Below are 17359 nucleotides of genomic sequence, written 5' to 3'. Positions count from 1 at the left end.
TTTCCGGTGCGGGAATGCACATGGTGATCAGAATAGCTTTAATGTGCAATCCCCATGCATGTTCAGATTACGCCATGGTTGATCGGGATGTCACACCAAATTGGACGGTCGGCCTTCTCGTCCGGCTCTCCGGGATTGGGGTACCGCTCATGTGATTCTGTGTATATGCAAATATCCATGTTGCAGCGGCTTGTCTGGTATTCGCTGCAGACAACACCTAAAATTTTTCCGCCTATTACAGCATTTGATAAATATGTCGAAAATCATCGCCATAGTTTGTTTCTTGGTATCATAAGTAATTTCCGATATATTTTATGGGGAGTGGACCTGAGGCGGGAGGGCAGAATGTCAGCCTCGAAGGGAAGCGTCTGGGCGCGTCTGGCGCAATCGCTGAAGACGCTTTGGGACGAGGACAAGCCGGCTCCGGCCGTTGTCGCTCCGGGCAAGGTTCCCCGTCCGACGGCACGGTCCACGGTGGAGTCCGCCGCCGAATGGCTTGAGCAGATGCTCGCCCGCGACCCCACCATCAAGGCCAGGCTGCACGTGGTGTCCCTGGTCGAATACCGCGATTCGGTAGCCGACAAGTGGCCGCGTCTGGCCGACAAGGTGGCGATCATCGTCGATCAGGTGGTGCGTCGTAATATCGGACGCGGCAACACCTACTGCCGCGACGGCGAGGATTGCTGGATACTGGCTTTTCCCGAACTGAGCATCGACGACGCCCGGCGCCGCACCATCGCCGTGGTCGAGGAACTGGGCCGCTTCCTCTATGGGCAACAGCAGGGTGGGGCGGACCGGCCCGTCGCCCTGGCCGCCGAGATTCCCGTCGCCGAGGCGGTGGGGGAGGACGGCGAGTTCGTTTCCCACCGGATCGCCAGCGCGGTGGACGAGGCGCGGGCCTATGTCTCCACCAGCGGCCTGCCGTATCTGCCCAGCGCCACGGGGGCGACCGCATCGGGGGAGGACGATCCGCTCCAGGGCTGGACGACCCTGGATCGCGGCGACAATGCGCGGCGCGACGACATGAAATGGGAAACCATCGAGGGGACCGGGGTGAAGAGGCCGGCCGCCTATCTCGACCCCAGCATCGTCGGCCCCATTCCGCCCGGCGCCAGCCTGTCGCTCATATGGCGCCCCACCTGGGTGGCCATGGGAGAGGCCATCTCCGCCTACGGCGCCCGCGTGGTGCGTCGCGACCATAAGGACGACGAGCCCATCGAGGGGTGCCGCGCCTATCCCGACGGTGACGTCGCCACGGCGCTGACTCTGGACCGCTTCGTGGTGAACTCGGCGGTGCGCGATATCCGTGCCGCCGCCCGCAACGCCCAGGAAGGCGTGCCCCAGCCCTCGGTGATCCTGCCGCTGTCCTGGCTGTCGCTGGCCTCGGACCAGCGGACATCCGTGGTGTTCGCCCTGTCCGACCTGACCCAGGAGACCCGCAACACCCGGCTGGTCATCGAGATTTTCCATATTCCCGACGGTACCACCACGCCGGAGCTGGAATCGGTGGTGTCCTTCGCCGGTACGCTGTGCCGCGAGGTCTTGGTGCGGACCCGTCTGTCGGCCCGGCGCACCTCGGTCGCCGCCGAGATCGGGGTGTCCATGGTCGGGCTCGACCTTTCGGAGTTCCGGCCCGAGGATCGTATGGACGACGAGCATCTTCTCGCCGTGCTCGAGCGTATCCAGCGGGAAACCGCCAAGGACGGCATCGGCTGCTACCTGTGGAGCGCGCGGCACCGCAAGGTGGTCGGCGGCGTGGTCCAGGGCGGCTTCGAGATGGTCAACGGCCCCGGCCTGATGAAGGACATTCCCCGGCCGGCCATCGTGCTGCCGGCGCCCCGGGCCCGCTTCGCGGCGGAATAGGGCAAAGAAAGGCGGCGGATTCCCGGAGAACCCGCCGCTTGCCGTTCCGGTCGGCCGTGCCCGTTACATCGGGCCGTGGTCGTGTGACTGGAAGTGGTTCTGGTGATCGTCGGCGACCTGATGGTGCACCGGCGTGTCGTCCTTGTGCTCCTGGGCGTCGCCATGCTTGCCGTCGGTTTCGGCGTGCTTGTCGGCCTTCTCGGTCCAGTCGCCGTGTTCGGCCCCGTGGCTCGCGCCGTGATCGCCCTGGTCGGCGGCATGGGCGACGTCGGTCCAGGTGCTGCCGCCCTGGATGGTATCGTGGCCCGAGCCGAAGTCGAACAGCATGGTATCGCCGCCGTCGTGCTCCATGGCGGATTGCTCGAAGCCGCCCTCGTGGCTGGTGCCCGCCAGGTTGACGCCGCTGCTGTCGAAGCTGTGGCTCTGGCTGCCCAGGGCCTCGTCGACGCCGACGGCGAGGCTCTGCGAGGCGGTGGCCACATGGCTGCCATCGGCATCGGTGGCGCTGACCGTCAGATTGAAGTCCGAGACGCTGCCGTCGCCGGGAATGACGACCTTCAGGTTGGAGACGTCGCTCGACGACAGGGTGAACGAGCCGTCGGCGCCAGGATGGAGGGTGCCGCTGTCGCTCACCAGGGAGCAACCGGCGGGGATGCCTTCCACGTGGTAGGTCAGGTTATGTTCCGCCCCGGTGGCGGCGATGTCGAGATTCGCCTCGAGATGGCTGGGAGGCGTATAGGCGCCGCCGTCATGATCCAGGCCGGCAACCTCCACATTTCCAACCGCACCTTGGCCGCTGACCACCGTGAAGTCGTGATGCACGGCATCGCCGGAACTCATCTGGTCCAACTGGGCCTCGGTGATGGTGATGGCGCCGTCGCCGCCCGCCGTCCAGACATGGCTGCCGTCGCTGACCGTGTCGCCGGCATGCAGGCCGGTGACGTGCAGGCCGCCCAACTGCGATTCCTGGCCGCCCACGTCCAGATGCAGCGTCTGGGTGTGGGTGGCGGTCGTGGTGGTGTGGGTTTCCTGGCCGGCGTTGCCGTCGTTGATGCCGTAGGTCACCGAGCCGTTGTGCAGGTCGGCGGTGTGGTGGGTGTCGTCCACCTGGACGCCGCCCGATTTGACGCCGGTGCCGACATCGATGGCGGTGCCGTTCAGGGTGATGCTGTCGACGGTGACATTGGTGCCGTTGGAGCCGACGAGGCTCAGCTTGCCGCCGTCGTGGATGTCCAATCCCGAGAGGGTGGTGGTGCCCGCCGAGGCATGGCCGACCACATGGCCGTCATAGACGATATCGAAGCCGTGCTTGTCGCCGCCGCCGGTGTCGGCGGTGGCGTGGATCACCAGCGTGCCGCTGTCGTTGCCGAAATCGGAGCCGTTGCCGCCGGTCACCGTGGTTACCGTGGTGGTGTGGACGGTGTCGGCGCCGATCATGCCGGTGACGGTTGCCGCCGGCTCGGCCACCACGTGCACATGGGCGGAGGTGCTGAGCGTCAGCGAATCCTCGCCGCCATGGGCGTGCTCGGGATTGCCGCGGGTGGCGCCGTTCTCGTCATTGGACGTCGAATGGCCGGGAGTGGCGTTGTCGGAACCGTTGCCGACGCCGTTGTCGGCGTGCTGACGATCCTTGCCACCGTCGTGGTCCTTGCCACCGTCGTGGTCCTTGCCACCGTCGTGGTCCTCATCGCCGTCGCCGTTACCCGAACCGGTATCGCCGTCGCCGTTACCCGAACCGGTATCGCCGGTGCCGGTGCTGCCCGAACCGGTGTCGCCGGTGCCGGTGCTGCCCGAACCGGCATCGCCGGTACCGGTGCTGCCCGAGCCGGTGTCGCCGGTACCGGTACCGCCCGAGCCGGTATCGTCGGTGCCGGTGCCGCCCGAACCGGTATCGCCGGTACCGGTGCTATCCGAGCCGGTGTCGCCGGTACCGGTACCGCCCGAGCCGGTATCGCCGGTTACCGGGGTTACCTCAAACGTCGCGGCGCCAGCCGTGCTGCCGCCATGACCGTCGGAGACGGTGTAGGTCAGGTCGACGTTGCCGTGGAAATCGGCGTTGGGCGTGAAGGTGAAGGTACCGTCGCCATTGTCGGCGATGGTGCCGTTGGTGGCGTGCAGATCACTGACCGACAGAGTGTCGCCGTCGATATCCGTGGCGTGGGACAGCAGGTCCGACGCCTTGATGGTGATCGACGTATCCTCGTCGCCGCCCCCGACGCTCATTGGCCCACTGACCGCCGGCCCATCGTTGGAACCGGTGATGTCGACGCCGATGATGGTGGTCGCCGTGCCCCCATGGCCGTCGCTGGCGGAAACGGTGAAGCTGTCGTGTGCCGACTTGCCCTCTGCGATCGCATCGGCGGCATCGTTGGGCGTGAAGGTATATTCACCGGTGGCGGGGTCGATGGTGACCGTGCCGTGGTCGGTGGCGAGGCTGGTGACCTTGTTGCCGTTGGCATCCACCAGCGAATAGGTCAGCGTGTCGCCATCCAGATCGAACCCACCCACCTTGCCGGTCACCGCATCGTCGTCATTGACGGTCGATACTTCGCTGGAATGCAGAGTCGGGGCATGGTTGACCGCTGCCTGGGGGGCCTCTGCCTTGTGGGCGGCCTGCTCGGCCGGCGCGGCGGCCGGCACCGTATTGGCGGCAATCGCTCCGCTGGGGGCGGCGTTGACCACCGGCGTCGGGACGACCTGCTCCTGTGGCCGGAATTCGGCGTCGGGACGGGCGAGGTCGGCGAATTCCTGAACGTTCAGCCTGGCCGAATGATTGGCTTCGGTGTGAACGAAGGTCGCGCCAAGGTCCACGCTGTCGGGAGTGCTGTCCAGGGCGGGCGGCGCCACGTTGGCGTCCTTGGTCGAGTCGATGGCGATGTCGAGGCCGACCCGCGCGCCGCCGGCGATGCCGCCCAGGTTCTGCACCTGCGGGCTGCCGGTCGAGCCTTGCTGCACGTTGGCCAGATTGCCCAATTGGGTGTCGCTGACGTCGGCGGTACGCACCGCGTTCAGGCGGGCGTCGCCGAGAGTGCGGCCGTCGACATTGGCGAGAACGGTAAGATCGTCCAGATCCTGCTGCGCGCTGGCGCCATTGTTATTCTGGCTCGGCTGATCATTCTGTTCGGCCATGTTCCCCGCTCCCAATTTCGTCTGCATCCGGGCAATAAAAAACCCGGCCTCAAGGAGGTCCGGGTTTGGAATACCCATTCAGTATATGCCTTTGGGCCTGCGGTCAACCTACTTTATGATCAATCGCTTATACGTCCTGGACGAAGGTCAGTAGGCCCTGTCGATGCAGAAGTCGATGACGTCGATCATCGCCTGCTTCACCGGGCTGTCGGGGAAAATGCCGAGCGCGTCGCGGGCGATCTCGCCGTAATGGCGGGCGCGGGCGATGGTGGCGGCCAGACTGCCGTGCTTTTCCATCAGCTTGATGGCGTGGCCCAGATCCTCGTCGGTCTGGTCCAGCTCCTCGAGGCAGCGGCGCCAGAAGGTCCGCTCCTCGTCGTCGCCACGGCGGAAGGCCAGGATGACCGGGAGCGTGATCTTTCCCTCGCGGAAATCGTCGCCCACCGTCTTGCCCAGGACGGCCTGCTTGGCGGAATAGTCCAGGACGTCGTCGATCAGCTGGAAGGCGATGCCCAGGTTGAGGCCATAGGATTCCAGCGCCTCTTCCTCGACCTTGGGCTTGTCGGCCACCACCGCGCCGATGCGGCAGGCGGCGGCGAACAGGGCGGCGGTCTTGGAGCGGATGACCTCGAGGTAGGAATCCTCGCTGGTTTCGGTGTCGTTGGCGGTGATCAACTGCAGCACCTCGCCCTCGGCGATCACCGAGGAGGCGCGCGACAGGATGGCCAGCACGGACAGCGAGCCGTCCTCCACCATCAGCTCGAACGAGCGGGAGAACAGGAAGTCGCCGACCAGCACGCTGGGCTTGTTGCCGAACAAGGCGTTGGCCGAGGCCTGGCCGCGCCGCAGATCGGACTCGTCGACCACGTCGTCGTGCAGCAGGGTGGCGGTATGGATGAACTCGACGCAGGCGGCCAGCTTGATGTGGCGTGTGCCGGTATGTCCGGCCAACTGGGCCGAGGCCAGGGTCAGCACCGGGCGCAGGCGCTTGCCGCCCGCCGCGATGATATGGCCGGCCAGTTGCGGAATCAGCTCGACCGGACTGTGCATGCGATCGACGATGGTGCGGTTGACCTTTTCCAGGTCATCCTTGACCAGGGCGACAAGGGCGTCGAAGCTCTTCGCCTTCTTGCTGCGTTCGTCCTCGAAATTGACCACGATCGCCACGATGCAGAAACTCCTCCCGTGCGGGGCATACCTACCCGCGGCACGAACATAGTGTTGCCTGGGAAAGCCGGTCAAGCTTACATCGCCTTTTCCGTATGTCTTTCACCCCGATCAAGAGCGCAAATGTCGACCCCACCCCCCGAAACGGTGACCGAGGATCGCCTGCTGAACGGCCGGGTGCGCCTGTTGCAGCCCAGGGACGGCTATCGCGCCGCCATCGACCCGGTGCTGCTGGCGGCGGCGGTGCCGGCCCGGCCCGGCGAGCGCATCCTCGATCTGGGCTGTGGCGTGGGGGCGGCGGCGCTATGCCTGCTGGCCCGTTGCCCCGAGATCACGGTGGACGGATTGGAGCTGCAGGACGTCCTGGCCGGCTTGGGGCGCCGCAACGCGGTCCTGAACGGTGTGGAGGGGCGCTTCGCCGTTCATTGCGGCGACGCGGCGGCCCCGCCGGCCGGGCTGGGCGATTTCGACCACGTACTGACCAATCCGCCGTTCTTCGAGGAAGGCAGCGGCACCTCGGCGGCCAATGCCTCGCGGGCCTTGGCCCATGCGGAGGGCAATCTTGATCTGGCCGGCTGGATCAAGGCGGCGGTGAAGATGCTGCGGCCCAAGGGGCGGCTGACCCTCATCCACCGGGCGGAGCGGCTGGGCGATATCCTGGCCGCCTTGCGGGGCAGGGGAGTGGGCGACATCGTCATCCTGCCCCTGTGGCCCAAGGCGGAGCGGGCCGCCGGGCGGGTGATCGTCTCGGCGCGCAAGGGGGTGCGCTCGCCGTTGCGGCTGCTGCCCGGTCTCGTCCTGCATGGCGAGGGCGGGGAGTTCACCGCGCAGGCCGACGCCATCCTGCGGAGTGGGGCCGCCCTTGACCCCCCGGCCGGACCGGCGGATAAGAAGTGATGTTCGGAAAGATCCTGCTTACCGTCGCGGTCGTCGCCTTCTTCTGGTTCGGTTTCAAGTATCTGGGCCGGCTGGCCGAGCTGCGCCGCCGCGACGCCGCCGAGAAGGTCACGCCGCCGGGCGCCGCGTCCAAGGAAGCTGCGGCCGAGGCGGAATCCATGGTCGAATGCCGAATCTGCGGAACCTGGCAGCCGGGCCGTACCGCCCGCTCCTGTGGTCGGCCGGACTGCCCGTACTAATACTGATTGAAATATAATGAGGTATCTTCAATATGACTTTTGGTTTGTCCTGCGCCGCGTGGGGTGAGCCGAAAGGATGTTGCCGTATCGGCTGCCGACTGGATGGGCCGTCGCAACCTCCAAGGGGAGAAGCCGGGTGACCGATACGAGGTCTCGCGCCCAGGAACTGCTGGCAGGCCTGTACCGTCGTCAGGCGGCGGTGATCGGGGCGTTGCTGCTGCTGACGCTTGGCGGATATCAGGCCCAGGACTGGCTTATTTCCCATCTGTCCGATGATGGCGCGCTGATCAACGTGGCGGGGCGGCAGCGCATGCTGTCGCAGCGCACCGTCGCCTTCGCCTTTCAGATGGCGGCCGCCTCGACGGCGGACGAGCGCGCCATGTTCGCCAATCTGCTGGCCCAGTCCGGGTCCGAGATGGGGGCTGGCCATGCCCGCCTGATCAACGACAGCCGGATGCGCGGCATGACGCCGGAGATGGAGGACCTTTATTTCGGCGGCAAGCCGTCGCTGGATTCCGAGGTGACGGGCTTCGTCGCCGACGTGGGGCATCTGGCGGCGACCGAGGGCCTGGGCATCGGGCTCAACTCCCCCCGCCTCCAGGCCCTGGCCGACAAGTCGCGGCTGTCCCTGCTGCCCGGACTGGAGCGGCTGGTGGTGCGCTATCAGGACGAGGGGCGCCAGAACGTGGCGCGGCTGCGCCGGGGCTTTACCCTGGGTCTCTATTCGGTGATCGGCGTGCTGGCCCTGTCGTGGTTCGGGGTGTTCCGCCCCATGGCTCGGCGCCTGCGCGAGGAATTCGCCGCCCATCAGGCGGCGGTGGACCACAACCACCTGATCCTGGATTCCATGGGCGAGGGCATCATCGGCCTCGACCTGGACGGAGCGGTCACCTTCGTCAATCCGGCGGCATCCAAGATGCTGGGCTTCGCCCCATGGGAAATGCTGGGGCGCCCCCTGCATCCGCTGATCCACCATTCCCATCCCGACGGCAGCGACTATCTCAGCGCCGATTGTCCGCTGGCCCATACCCTGGCCTCCGGCGAGGATTGCACCATCGAGGGCGAATGGTTCTGGCGCAAGGACGGGTCCAGCTTTCCCGTGCATTACGGCTCGACCGCCATCCTCAAGGACGGGGCGCTGATCGGCGCGGTGGTCACCTTCCGCGACATCAGCGACGTGACCGCCACCCGCCGCGCCCTGGAAGCCAGCGAGCAGATCAAGAGCAGCATTCTCGACGCGGCGCTGGACGCCATCATCACCATCGACCGCAGCGGCATGGTGGTGGAGTTCAATCCCGCCGCCGAGCGCATCTTCGGCCGCACGGCCTCTGACGCCCTGGGGCTGGAAGTCGCGGACATCATCATCCCCGAGGCGCATCGCAAGGCTCATCGCGTCGGGCTGGCGCGGGTGGCCGCCGGACATGGCTCGGGGGTGTTGGGCAAGCGCCTGGAGATGACCGGCCTGCATGCCGATGGGCGGGAAATTCCCCTGGAACTGACCATCACCCATCTGCCCGACCACGGGCTGTTCACCGCCTTCATCCGCGACATCAGCGAGCAGAAGCAGACCGAAGCGGCGCTGCGCCGCTCGCAGAAGATGGAGGCGGTGGGGCAATTGACCGGCGGCATCGCCCATGATTTCAATAATCTGCTGGGCATCATCACCGGCAATCTGGAATTGCTGGAGCGCACCGTCCAGGGCAGCGAGACCGGTATGAAGCGGGTGGCGACGGCGTTGCGCAGCGCCCGGCGCGGCGCCGACCTGACCCGGCGCCTGCTGTCCTTCTCGCGCCAGGACCCCAAGGCTCAGGGCAAGGCCCTCATCGACCTCAACGAGGCGGTGTCCGGCATGCAGGAGATGGTCCAGCGTTCGTTGACCAAGATGATCGAGGTGCGGACCCGTCTGGCCCCGGATGCCTGGCCGTCCGAGATCAACCGCAGCGAGTTCGAGGACTGTCTGCTCAATCTGTGCCTCAACGCCCGCGACGCCATGCCCAACGGCGGCACCCTGACCATCGAGACCGCCAATCTGGTAGTGGATGCCGCCGCCCGGCGGGCCGACCCCAACATGGTTCCGGGGCAATACGTGCTGGTGTCGGTCAGCGATACCGGAACCGGCATCCCCAAGCAGATTCTCGACCGTATCTTCGAGCCGTTCTTCACCACCAAGGAACGGGGCAAGGGGACCGGGCTGGGGCTGGCCATGGCCTATGGCTTCGCCAAGCGCTCGGGCGGCCATATCCGGGTCTATTCCGAACCGGGGATGGGCACGACCTTTCGCCTTTACCTCCCCAGGGTGGCGGCCGCTGATGGCGCCGGAGTGACGGAGGAGGTGGCCGAGGCGTTGCCCACCGGCACGGAGCATGTCCTGGTGGTGGATGACGAGCCCCATCTGGCCGAGATCGCCGGCGAGTTCCTCACCGAGCTCGGCTATCGCGTCACCGTCTGCGCCGATGCCGCCGAGGCGCTGTCCTTGCTTCAGGGTGACCCGGCCGTCGACCTGCTGTTCACCGATGTGGTAATGCCGCATGGTCTCGACGGCTATGCCCTGGAACGCCATGCGCGCGAGATGGGGCACGGCTGCGCCGTGCTCCTGACCTCCGGTTTTACCGGCTATGCCGTTGAAACCAAGGACGGACAGGCCGAGATTCTGCCTAAGCCCTACGGTAAGGCCACCCTGGCCCGCGCCGTACGGAAGATCATTGATCGGAAGAAAACCTTATGACCGTCGATCAGCCCGCTCCAATCCAGCCGCCGGTGCTCATCCTCGATGACGAGCGCGACATGTGCGAGTTCGTCGCCGACGTGGGGGCCGATCTGGGCTTCGATACCAAGTGGTGCGACAATTTCGAGGATTTCGCCTGTCGCTATTCCGTCGACCTGCGCGGCATTTTCCTCGATCTCGCCATGCCCGGCATGGACGGGGTGGAGATCATCCGCTTCCTGGCCGACAACAAATCCGGCGCCCATCTGGTGCTGATGAGCGGCTACGATTCCGACGTGATCGAGGCGGCCCGGCGGCTGGCGGAATCCCGCGGCCTCCGGGTGGCCGGCGCCCTGCACAAGCCGTTCAGCGTCGCCGAATTGTCGGCGGTCTACGATATCTTGTCCACCGCCCAGGCTCCGGCCCGGCCCAGCGTGGTGGAAAGGGCGCCCGACCGTTACCGCCCGGATATCGCCGCCCTTGGCACCGCCCTGGACGACGGGCATGTGGTTCCCTGGTTCCAGGCCAAGTTCTGTACCAAGACACGGCAAATCCTGGGGGCCGAGGTGCTGGCCCGCTGGATTCATCCCGAGCACGGCATGGTGGGGCCGGATCGCTTCATCCATCTGGCCGAGCGCGAGGGTCTGATCGACCGGCTGACCGATTCGGTGATCCGCCAGGCGCTGGCCCAGTGCCGCGACTGGCGGAAGATGGGGGTGTTGCCCCGGGTGGCCCTCAATCTGTCTCCCCACATGCTGCATAATCTGGATCTGCCCGATGCCCTGGTGGATATCGCCCGGGACTACGACATTCCGCCCGAGATGATCACCATCGAGATCACCGAGACGGCGCTGGCCGGGGATTTCACCTCGCAGCTGGACATCCTGACCCGGCTGCGCATGCGCCGCTTCGGCCTGTCCATCGACGATTTCGGGACCGGCTATTCGTCGCTGAAGCAGTTGCAGCAAGGGCCGTTCACCGAGTTGAAGGTGGACCAGTCCTTCATCGCCAAGGCCCTGACCGAAGAGGGGGCCAGGGCCATCGTCGAGAGTTCGATCCAATTGGGACACCGTCTCGGCCTCAAGGTGGTCGCCGAGGGCATCGAGACCGAGGAGCAGATGAATCTGATCCGCGATCTCGGCTGCGAGGAGGTGCAGGGCTTTTTGCTGGCAAGACCCTGCGCCGCCGGTTCGTTCAACTGGCCCAGGTCCTCCTGATCAGCCGTTGCCCCACCAGTAGACCCAGACGAACAGGAAGACCCAGACCACGTCGACGAAGTGCCAGTACCAGGCCGCCGCCTCGAAGCCCACGTGCTTGGCCGGCGTGAAGTCGCCCACCCGCACCCGGTGCAGGCAGACGGAGAGGAAGCACACGCCGACGAAGACGTGGAAGCCGTGGAAGCCGGTGGCCATGTAGAACACCGACGGATAGATGCCGTCGGTGAAGGCGAACAGCGCCTGGCCGTACTCATGAATCTGCAGGGACAGGAACAGCACACCCAGCGCGATGGTGACCGCCAGCCACGCCATGGTGGCGCCGCGCCGGTCGTGCCGCAGGGCGTGGTGAGCCCGGGTGAGCGTCAGGCCCGAACTCATCAGGATCAGGGTGTTGATGAACGGGATGTGCCAGGTCTCCAGGGTCTGGATGCCGGCCGGCGGCCATTGGGGCACCATGGGCGCCACCCCCAGGGCCGAATGGAAGTAGGCCCAGAAGAAGGCGACGAAGAACATCACTTCGGAGGCGATGAACAGGCCCATTCCCAGGCGCAGGCCGTGGCAGACCTCCGCGGAATGGACCGTGCCCGAACGGGCCTCGCGGAAGATGTCCCGCCACCAGCCGAACATGGTGACGGCCACCAGGGCGAGGCCGACCAGCACCACCGTGGTGTGGGCGTGGTTGCGGAACCAGTCCACGGCGCCGTAGACCAGCACCAGGGCCGAGATGGCGCCCACCAGGGGCCAGGGGCTGGGGTCGACCAGATGGAAGGGATGGGGCGCCGACGAAGCGCGGGGAGTGGCTTGGGCGTGACTCATGACCGTCCTCTCTCGTCAGGTGCGGTGTTGGTATTGAAGAAGGTGTAGGACAGGGTGATGGTGCCGACCTCGTTGCTTAGGGGATCGGCGGCCATGGCCGGATCGATCACGAAGCTGACCGCCATGTCGACGCTTTGGCCCGGCTCCAGGGTCTGCTCGGTGAAGCAGAAGCACTGGATCTTGGCCACGTACTTGCCGATCTTGTCCGGCGTGGCGTTGTAAACCGCGTTGCCGGTGATGGGGCGATCGGAAAGATTGGTGGCGGTGAAGACCGCCAGGGTGTCCTCGCCCAGGCGTACCTTCACCTCGCGGACCTGGGGGGTGAAGCGCCATTGCAGGCCCTTGGCCACCGAGGCGTCGAAGCGCACCGTCACCATCTTGCCCGAGGGCGCGGCGGAGTCCGCCGCCACCTGACGGGGCGGGCCGCCGATTCCCGTGGCCTTGCAGAAGGCCCGGTACAGCGGCACGCTGCCGATCACCAGCCCGATCATGGCGGCGATGACCACCACCAATCCCGCCAGGGTCGCGCCGGTGCGGCGTTGGGGGCTCATGTCCCTTACTCCGCCGGAGTGCCGAGATGAGGCGTGCCGATGTGGGGCAGCTCATCGAAGCTGTGGAGCGGCGGCGGCGAGCTGACCGACCATTCCAGCGTGGTGGCGCCCGATCCCCAGGGATTGGCTTCCACCGCCTTGCCGGCGGTGAAGGTGCGCCATACCACCACCAGGAAGAACACCGTGCCGGCAAAGGCGATATAGGCGCCGATGGACGAGACCATGTTCCACCCGGCGAAGGCGTCGGGATAGTCGGGAACGCGGCGCGGCATGCCCTGGGCACCCAGGAAATGCTGCGGGAAGAAGGCGATGTTGACGCCGATGAAGGTCAGCCAGAAGTGAATCCTGCCCAGCGTCTCGGGGTACTGGCGACCGCTCATCTTGCCGATCCAGTAGTAGAAGCCGGCGAAGATGGCGAACACCGCGCCCAGGCTCAGCACGTAGTGGAAATGGGCCACCACGTAGTAGGTGTCGTGCAGCGCCACGTCGACGGGATTGTTGGCCAGCACCACGCCGGTGACGCCGCCCATGGTGAACAGGAAGACGAAGCCCACCGCCCACATCATGGGGACGCGGAAGGTGATGGAGCCGCCCCACATGGTGGCGATCCAGCTGAACACCTTGATGCCGGTGGGCACCGCGATGACCAGGGTGGCGGCGGTGAAGTAGGCCCGCGTGTCCACCGCCAGACCGGTGGTGAACATGTGGTGCGCCCACACGACGAAGCCGACGAAGCCGATGGCCACCATGGCGTAGGCCATGCCGAGATAGCCGAAGATGGGCTTTCGCGAGAAGGTGGAGATGATGTGGCTGATGATGCCGAAGGCCGGCAGGATCATGATGTAGACTTCGGGGTGGCCGAAGAACCAGAACAGATGCTGGTAGAGCAGGGGATCGCCGCCGCCGGCCGGCGCGAAGAACGTCGTGCCGAAATTGCGGTCGGTGAGCAGCATGGTCAGCGCGCCGGCCAGCACCGGAATGGACAGCAGCAGCAGGAAGGCGGTGACCAGCATGGCCCAGACGAACAGCGGCATGCGGTGCATGGTCATGCCCGGTGCGCGCATGTTGAGGATGGTGCAGATGAAGTTGATGGCGCCCAGCACCGAACTGATGCCCGCCAGATGCAGGCCCAGGATGGCGAAGTCCACCGACGCGTCGGGGTGGTAGGTTGTGGAGAGCGGCGGATACAGGGTCCAGCCGGTGCCGGCTCCGGCCCCTTCGACCATGGACAGCAGCATCATGATGAAGGCGGGGGGCAGCAGCCAGAAGCTGATATTGTTCAGCCGGGGAAAGGCCATGTCCGGCGCGCCGATCATCAGCGGCACGAACCAGTTGCCGAAGCCGCCGATCAGGGCGGGCATCACCGTGAAGAACACCATGGTCAGCGCGTGGGCGGTGACGAACACGTTGTAAAGATGCCAGTCGCCTTCGAAGATGGTGCCGCCCGGATGGGCCAATTGCATGCGGATGACGATGGACATGGCCCCGCCCAGCAACCCGGCCATCACCGAGAAGATCAGGTACAGCGTGCCGATGTCCTTGTGATTGGTGGAAAAGAGCCAGCGCCGCCAGCCGTGGGGCTGGGCGTGGCCGTGATCGTGGTCGTGCGCGATGGCGGTACTCATGGCTGTTTCTCCCCCCCAGTCTTGGTCACGGTCTCGGCAAGGGCGACGGACGTCTCGGGACGGGTGCCGTCGATGCGGGCGAAGGTCTTCTTGGCCTGGGCGACCCAGGCGATGAATTCCTCCTTGGGCACGGCCTTGACGTGGATGGGCATGAACCCGTGGTTGACGCCGCACAACTGCGAGCACTGACCGTAATAGGTGCCCGACTCGGAGACCTGCACCCAGGTCTCGTTGAGCCGTCCGGGCACCGCGTCGGTCTTGATACCGAAGGCGGGGACCGACCACGAATGGATCACGTCGTCGGCGGTCATCTGCAGGCGGATGGGCACGCCGGCCGGCACCACCAGGGCGTTGTCGGCGGTGAGCAGGCGCGGCTGACCGGCCTTCAGGTCGTCGGCCTGGACCATGTTGCTGTCGAACTTGAAGTCGTGGTCGGGATACTCATACGTCCAGTACCACTGGTGGCCGACGATCTTCAGCGTCATGTCGGCGTCCTGGACCTTGTCCATGAAGTAGAGCAGCCGGAACGACGGAATGGCGATCAGCAGCAGGATCACCGCCGGTATGGCGGTCCAGACGACCTCGAGCGGCGTGTTGTGCGACCAGGTGGCCGGCTTGGGGTTGCGGTCGGCCCTGAAGCGGGTGCAGGCGTATAGCAGCAGCCCGCTGACCAGCATGGAGATGACGACGATCACGCCGTTGATGAAGGTGGCCAGTGATGTGATGCGTTCCATGGTGGGGGAAACCCCGTGCTGGAACGAGAGTGCCCATGCCTGCGGCTCCCCGGCCATCGCCACCGGGACCAGACCGGTGACGGCAAACGCCGCCGCTAGGGCCAGAACGGACCTGTTCATGTTGATTGTCCCTCCCTGCCGTCGTTTCACCCGCAGTAACTTTTCCCACTCGCGGATGAAACACTGCGCCTGAAAGTCATTCTAATTAGTTGGAACGCGTATCCCTGTTTCCAAGACCCCCAGGCAAAAAAGCCGGATTTCAGCCGAATGTATTAGGCGTTAGGGCTTGCATCCGGGCGGCGAATCCCTACATTCGCTTTGTCTGATAAAATAGGATGCTCGGCATGCTTTCCCGGCTTTTCGGTCTTTCCTCGTCTCCCGGCAGCGACAAGGTCCACGTGGTCGATCCCTCGCAGATCCGACAGTGGTGGGAGGCGGGCTCCGTCGTCCTGGTGGATGTGCGCGAGCCCGACGAACATGCCGCCGAGTCCATCGCCGGCTCCATCAGCCTGCCGCTGTCGAGTTTCGATCCGGCCCGCATGCCCAAGCCCGAGGAGGGCAAGCGGCTGGTCATCCATTGCCGCAGCGGCGTCCGCTGCGGCACCGCCACCGAAAAGCTGCTGGCCGCCGGCTGGGATGGTGAGATTCACCGCATGAAGGGCGGCATTCTCGGCTGGAAGGCCTGTGGCGGCCCCACCGTTTCGGCCCGCTGACAGGCGGCTGTCGTCGGGCTAGAATGCGCCTCCAAGAGGGGGGCGCCGTGCGCAGTCTTACCGCATTCATGGCTCTGGTGGTGATGGCCGCCGCGCTTCCGGCGCGGGCCGGGGGGCAGGCGCGGCTGATGGCCGAAACCTGCGCCGCCTGCCATTCCCCCCAAATCCATTCCGGCATTCCCACCCTGGCCGGGCGTCCGGCGGGGGAATTGCTGCGCCTGCTGCTGGCCTTCCGCGACGGGTCACGGGCCGCCACCGTCATGGATCGCATCGCCAAGGGCTACAGCGGCGAGGAACTGGGCGCCATCGCCGGTGAACTGGCCGGCGGGGTGGGGCCATGACCGGCCGGCTTTCCCGGCGGGCGCTGCTGGCCGGCGCCACGGGGCTGATGGCGATTCCGGCCCTGGCGGTGGGGGCCAGGCGGGCTCGGGTGGTGATCGTCGGCGGCGGCTTCGGCGGAGCGACGGCGGCCCGTTACCTGCGCCGGGCCATGCCCGACCTGGGCATCACCCTGATCGAGCCGAGCCGGCTGCACGTCACCTGTCCCGGCTCCAACGGCGTGATCGGCGGGCTGGGGCCGTTGTCCCGGCTGGAACACGGCTACGGCCATCTGCGCTCTCGGTTGGGCATCGAGGTGGTTCACGACACGGTTGCCGCCATCGAGGGCGAGCGGCGGCGGGTGCGCCTTGGCGGGGGGCAATGGATCGCCTATGACCGGCTGATCGTCTCACCCGGCATCGACATGCGCTGGAACGAGATCGAGGGTTATGACGAGGCCGCCGCCCAGGTCATGCCCCATGCCTGGAAGGCCGGGGCGCAGACCGCCCTGCTGCGTCGCCGGCTGGAGGCGGTGGAGGATGGTGGCGTGGTGATCATCGCCGCGCCGGGCAATCCCTTCCGCTGCCCGCCGGGTCCCTACGAGCGGGCCGGACTGATCGCCTGGCACCTGTCCCGGACCCGCAAGGGCTGCAAGGTGTTGATCCTCGATGCCAAGGATTCCTTCTCCAAGCAGGCGCTGTTCCAGGAGGGCTGGAAGGCGCTGTACGGCGACATGATCGAATGGGTGTCGGGGGCCAATAACGGCCGGGTGGTGCGGGTCAACGCCGCCGAGGGCTGGGTGGAGACCGATTTCGACCGCTTCACCCCGGCGCTGGCCAATATCATTCCGCCCCAGGGCGCCGGCCGTATCGCCGTGGCGGCGGGACTGGCCGATGCCGGCGGTTTCTGTCCGGTGGACCCGGTGACCTTCGAATCCCGCCTCGTCCCCGGCATCCACGTGATCGGCGATGCCTGCATCGCCGGCGAGATGCCGAAATCCGCGTCCTCGGCCAACAATCAGGCCAAGATCGCGGCGGCGGCGGCGGTGGCGTCGCTGGCCGGGCAGGGCTTTGGCCCGGTCAAGGCCATCAACGTCTGTTACAGCCTGCTGGCGCCCGATTACGCCGTCTCGGTGGCGGGGGTCTACGAGGTGGCCGACGGCCGCCGGGCCGCCGTGGCCGAGTCGGGCGGCGTCAGCCCGCTGGGCGCCGACGCCCACGCCCGCAAAGCCGAGGCCGAGCATGCCGCCGACTGGTACGCGGCGATCTGTGCCGATGCCTGGGGCGCCTGACGGACGCTCCGCCCGTCATCTTCGTGGCGCCACGATACCTTCCGTTAAGGAAAAGCTGGATATGTTGTCCATGAAGTCGCTTCTGCGAAAGGAGT

Annotated in this window: 14 protein-coding genes; 8 read left to right on the top strand and 6 right to left on the bottom strand. The window is 66.3% G+C overall.

The window, feature by feature from the left end; translation table 11 throughout:
• Positions 1-345: 345 nt before the first annotated feature.
• Entirely contained in the window at positions 346-1863 is a 1518-nt protein-coding gene (locus CP958_RS12030; protein ID WP_096702192.1) for a hypothetical protein, read from the top strand.
• Between the two features lie 63 nt (positions 1864-1926).
• Here CP958_RS12030 and CP958_RS12025 read toward each other — a convergent pair whose 3' ends face one another.
• Together CP958_RS12025 and CP958_RS12020 are read right to left on the bottom strand one after the other, a co-directional pair.
• Positions 1927-4992 carry a cadherin-like domain-containing protein gene (locus CP958_RS12025; RefSeq protein ID WP_170958951.1) on the bottom strand — a complete coding sequence of 1022 codons (3066 nt, stop codon included), beginning with the start codon at positions 4990-4992 and terminating at the stop codon, positions 1927-1929.
• A 147-nt stretch (positions 4993-5139) separates the two neighbouring features.
• On the bottom strand, positions 5140-6159 hold the full coding sequence (locus tag CP958_RS12020; RefSeq protein WP_096702190.1) for a polyprenyl synthetase family protein: 1020 nt from the start codon (positions 6157-6159) through the stop codon (positions 5140-5142).
• 123 nt (positions 6160-6282) lie between these two features.
• Here CP958_RS12020 and CP958_RS12015 point away from each other — a divergent pair, with 123 nt between their 5' ends.
• The 4 genes from CP958_RS12015 (at position 6283) to CP958_RS12000 (ending at position 11216) form a co-directional block, all read left to right on the top strand.
• Positions 6283-7056: a methyltransferase gene (locus tag CP958_RS12015; RefSeq protein WP_096702189.1), complete on the top strand. Its 774-nt coding sequence runs from the start codon at positions 6283-6285 to the stop codon at positions 7054-7056.
• Positions 7056-7295, top strand: a complete 240-nt coding sequence (locus CP958_RS12010; protein ID WP_096702188.1) for a hypothetical protein — start codon at positions 7056-7058, stop codon at positions 7293-7295. The genes CP958_RS12015 and CP958_RS12010 overlap by 1 nt, the downstream gene beginning before the upstream one ends.
• Before the next feature lie 136 nt (positions 7296-7431).
• Complete coding sequence (locus CP958_RS12005) at positions 7432-10020, top strand: PAS domain S-box protein (RefSeq protein WP_242442866.1); 2589 nt, start codon at positions 7432-7434, stop codon at positions 10018-10020.
• Positions 10017-11216 carry an EAL domain-containing response regulator gene (locus tag CP958_RS12000; RefSeq protein WP_096702187.1) on the top strand — a complete coding sequence of 400 codons (1200 nt, stop codon included), beginning with the start codon at positions 10017-10019 and terminating at the stop codon, positions 11214-11216. The genes CP958_RS12005 and CP958_RS12000 overlap by 4 nt, the downstream gene beginning before the upstream one ends.
• Here CP958_RS12000 and CP958_RS11995 read toward each other — a convergent pair whose 3' ends face one another.
• Genes CP958_RS11995 through coxB form a run of 4 tightly spaced genes read right to left on the bottom strand, consistent with a single transcriptional unit; the run spans position 11217 to position 15062 of the window.
• Positions 11217-12032: a cytochrome c oxidase subunit 3 gene (locus CP958_RS11995; RefSeq protein WP_096702186.1), complete on the bottom strand. Its 816-nt coding sequence runs from the start codon at positions 12030-12032 to the stop codon at positions 11217-11219. It lies immediately after the preceding gene.
• Positions 12029-12583, bottom strand: a complete 555-nt coding sequence (locus CP958_RS11990) for a cytochrome c oxidase assembly protein (protein WP_096702185.1) — start codon at positions 12581-12583, stop codon at positions 12029-12031. Before CP958_RS11990 ends, CP958_RS11995 begins: the two co-directional genes overlap by 4 nt.
• A 5-nt stretch (positions 12584-12588) precedes the next feature.
• Positions 12589-14208, bottom strand: coding sequence for a cytochrome c oxidase subunit I (gene ctaD, locus CP958_RS11985; protein WP_096702184.1), 1620 nt, complete (start codon positions 14206-14208; stop codon positions 12589-12591).
• Positions 14205-15062, bottom strand: coding sequence for a cytochrome c oxidase subunit II (gene coxB, locus CP958_RS11980; protein ID WP_096702183.1), 858 nt, complete (start codon positions 15060-15062; stop codon positions 14205-14207). Before coxB ends, ctaD begins: the two co-directional genes overlap by 4 nt.
• A gap of 224 nt (positions 15063-15286) precedes the next feature.
• Here coxB and CP958_RS11975 point away from each other — a divergent pair, with 224 nt between their 5' ends.
• The 3 genes from CP958_RS11975 to CP958_RS11965 are packed head-to-tail and all read left to right on the top strand — an operon-like array spanning position 15287 to position 17264.
• Positions 15287-15655, top strand: coding sequence for a rhodanese-like domain-containing protein (locus CP958_RS11975; RefSeq protein WP_096702372.1), 369 nt, complete (start codon positions 15287-15289; stop codon positions 15653-15655).
• Between the two features lie 47 nt (positions 15656-15702).
• The gene (locus tag CP958_RS11970) at positions 15703-15996 is read left to right on the top strand and encodes a sulfide dehydrogenase (RefSeq protein WP_242442865.1); all 294 of its coding nucleotides are present in this window, start codon (positions 15703-15705) and stop codon (positions 15994-15996) included.
• On the top strand, positions 15993-17264 hold the full coding sequence (locus tag CP958_RS11965) for an NAD(P)/FAD-dependent oxidoreductase (protein WP_096702181.1): 1272 nt from the start codon (positions 15993-15995) through the stop codon (positions 17262-17264). Before CP958_RS11970 ends, CP958_RS11965 begins: the two co-directional genes overlap by 4 nt.
• Positions 17265-17359 lie beyond the last annotated feature (95 nt).

The sequence above is a fragment of the Magnetospirillum sp. 15-1 genome (assembly GCF_900184795.1).
Lineage (GTDB): Bacteria > Pseudomonadota > Alphaproteobacteria > Rhodospirillales > Magnetospirillaceae > Phaeospirillum.
Note: the sequence above shows the minus strand (reverse complement) of the source record. Positions and strands in the feature narration are given on the sequence as shown.

Bases quoted from the DNA above. Each gene is read 5' to 3' on its own strand.
- CP958_RS12030 (WP_096702192.1), top strand. From the start codon at position 346: ATGTCAGCCTCGAAGGGAAGCGTCTGGGCGCGTCTGGCGCAATCGCTG.
- CP958_RS12025 (WP_170958951.1), bottom strand. From the start codon at position 4,992: ATGGCCGAACAGAATGATCAGCCGAGCCAGAATAACAATGGCGCCAGC.
- CP958_RS12015 (WP_096702189.1), top strand. From the start codon at position 6,283: ATGTCGACCCCACCCCCCGAAACGGTGACCGAGGATCGCCTGCTGAAC.
- CP958_RS12010 (WP_096702188.1), top strand. From the start codon at position 7,056: ATGTTCGGAAAGATCCTGCTTACCGTCGCGGTCGTCGCCTTCTTCTGG.
- CP958_RS12000 (WP_096702187.1), top strand. From the start codon at position 10,017: ATGACCGTCGATCAGCCCGCTCCAATCCAGCCGCCGGTGCTCATCCTC.
- CP958_RS11995 (WP_096702186.1), bottom strand. From the start codon at position 12,032: ATGAGTCACGCCCAAGCCACTCCCCGCGCTTCGTCGGCGCCCCATCCC.
- CP958_RS11990 (WP_096702185.1), bottom strand. From the start codon at position 12,583: ATGAGCCCCCAACGCCGCACCGGCGCGACCCTGGCGGGATTGGTGGTG.
- ctaD (WP_096702184.1), bottom strand. From the start codon at position 14,208: ATGAGTACCGCCATCGCGCACGACCACGATCACGGCCACGCCCAGCCC.
- coxB (WP_096702183.1), bottom strand. From the start codon at position 15,062: ATGAACAGGTCCGTTCTGGCCCTAGCGGCGGCGTTTGCCGTCACCGGT.
- CP958_RS11975 (WP_096702372.1), top strand. From the start codon at position 15,287: ATGCTTTCCCGGCTTTTCGGTCTTTCCTCGTCTCCCGGCAGCGACAAG.
- CP958_RS11965 (WP_096702181.1), top strand. From the start codon at position 15,993: ATGACCGGCCGGCTTTCCCGGCGGGCGCTGCTGGCCGGCGCCACGGGG.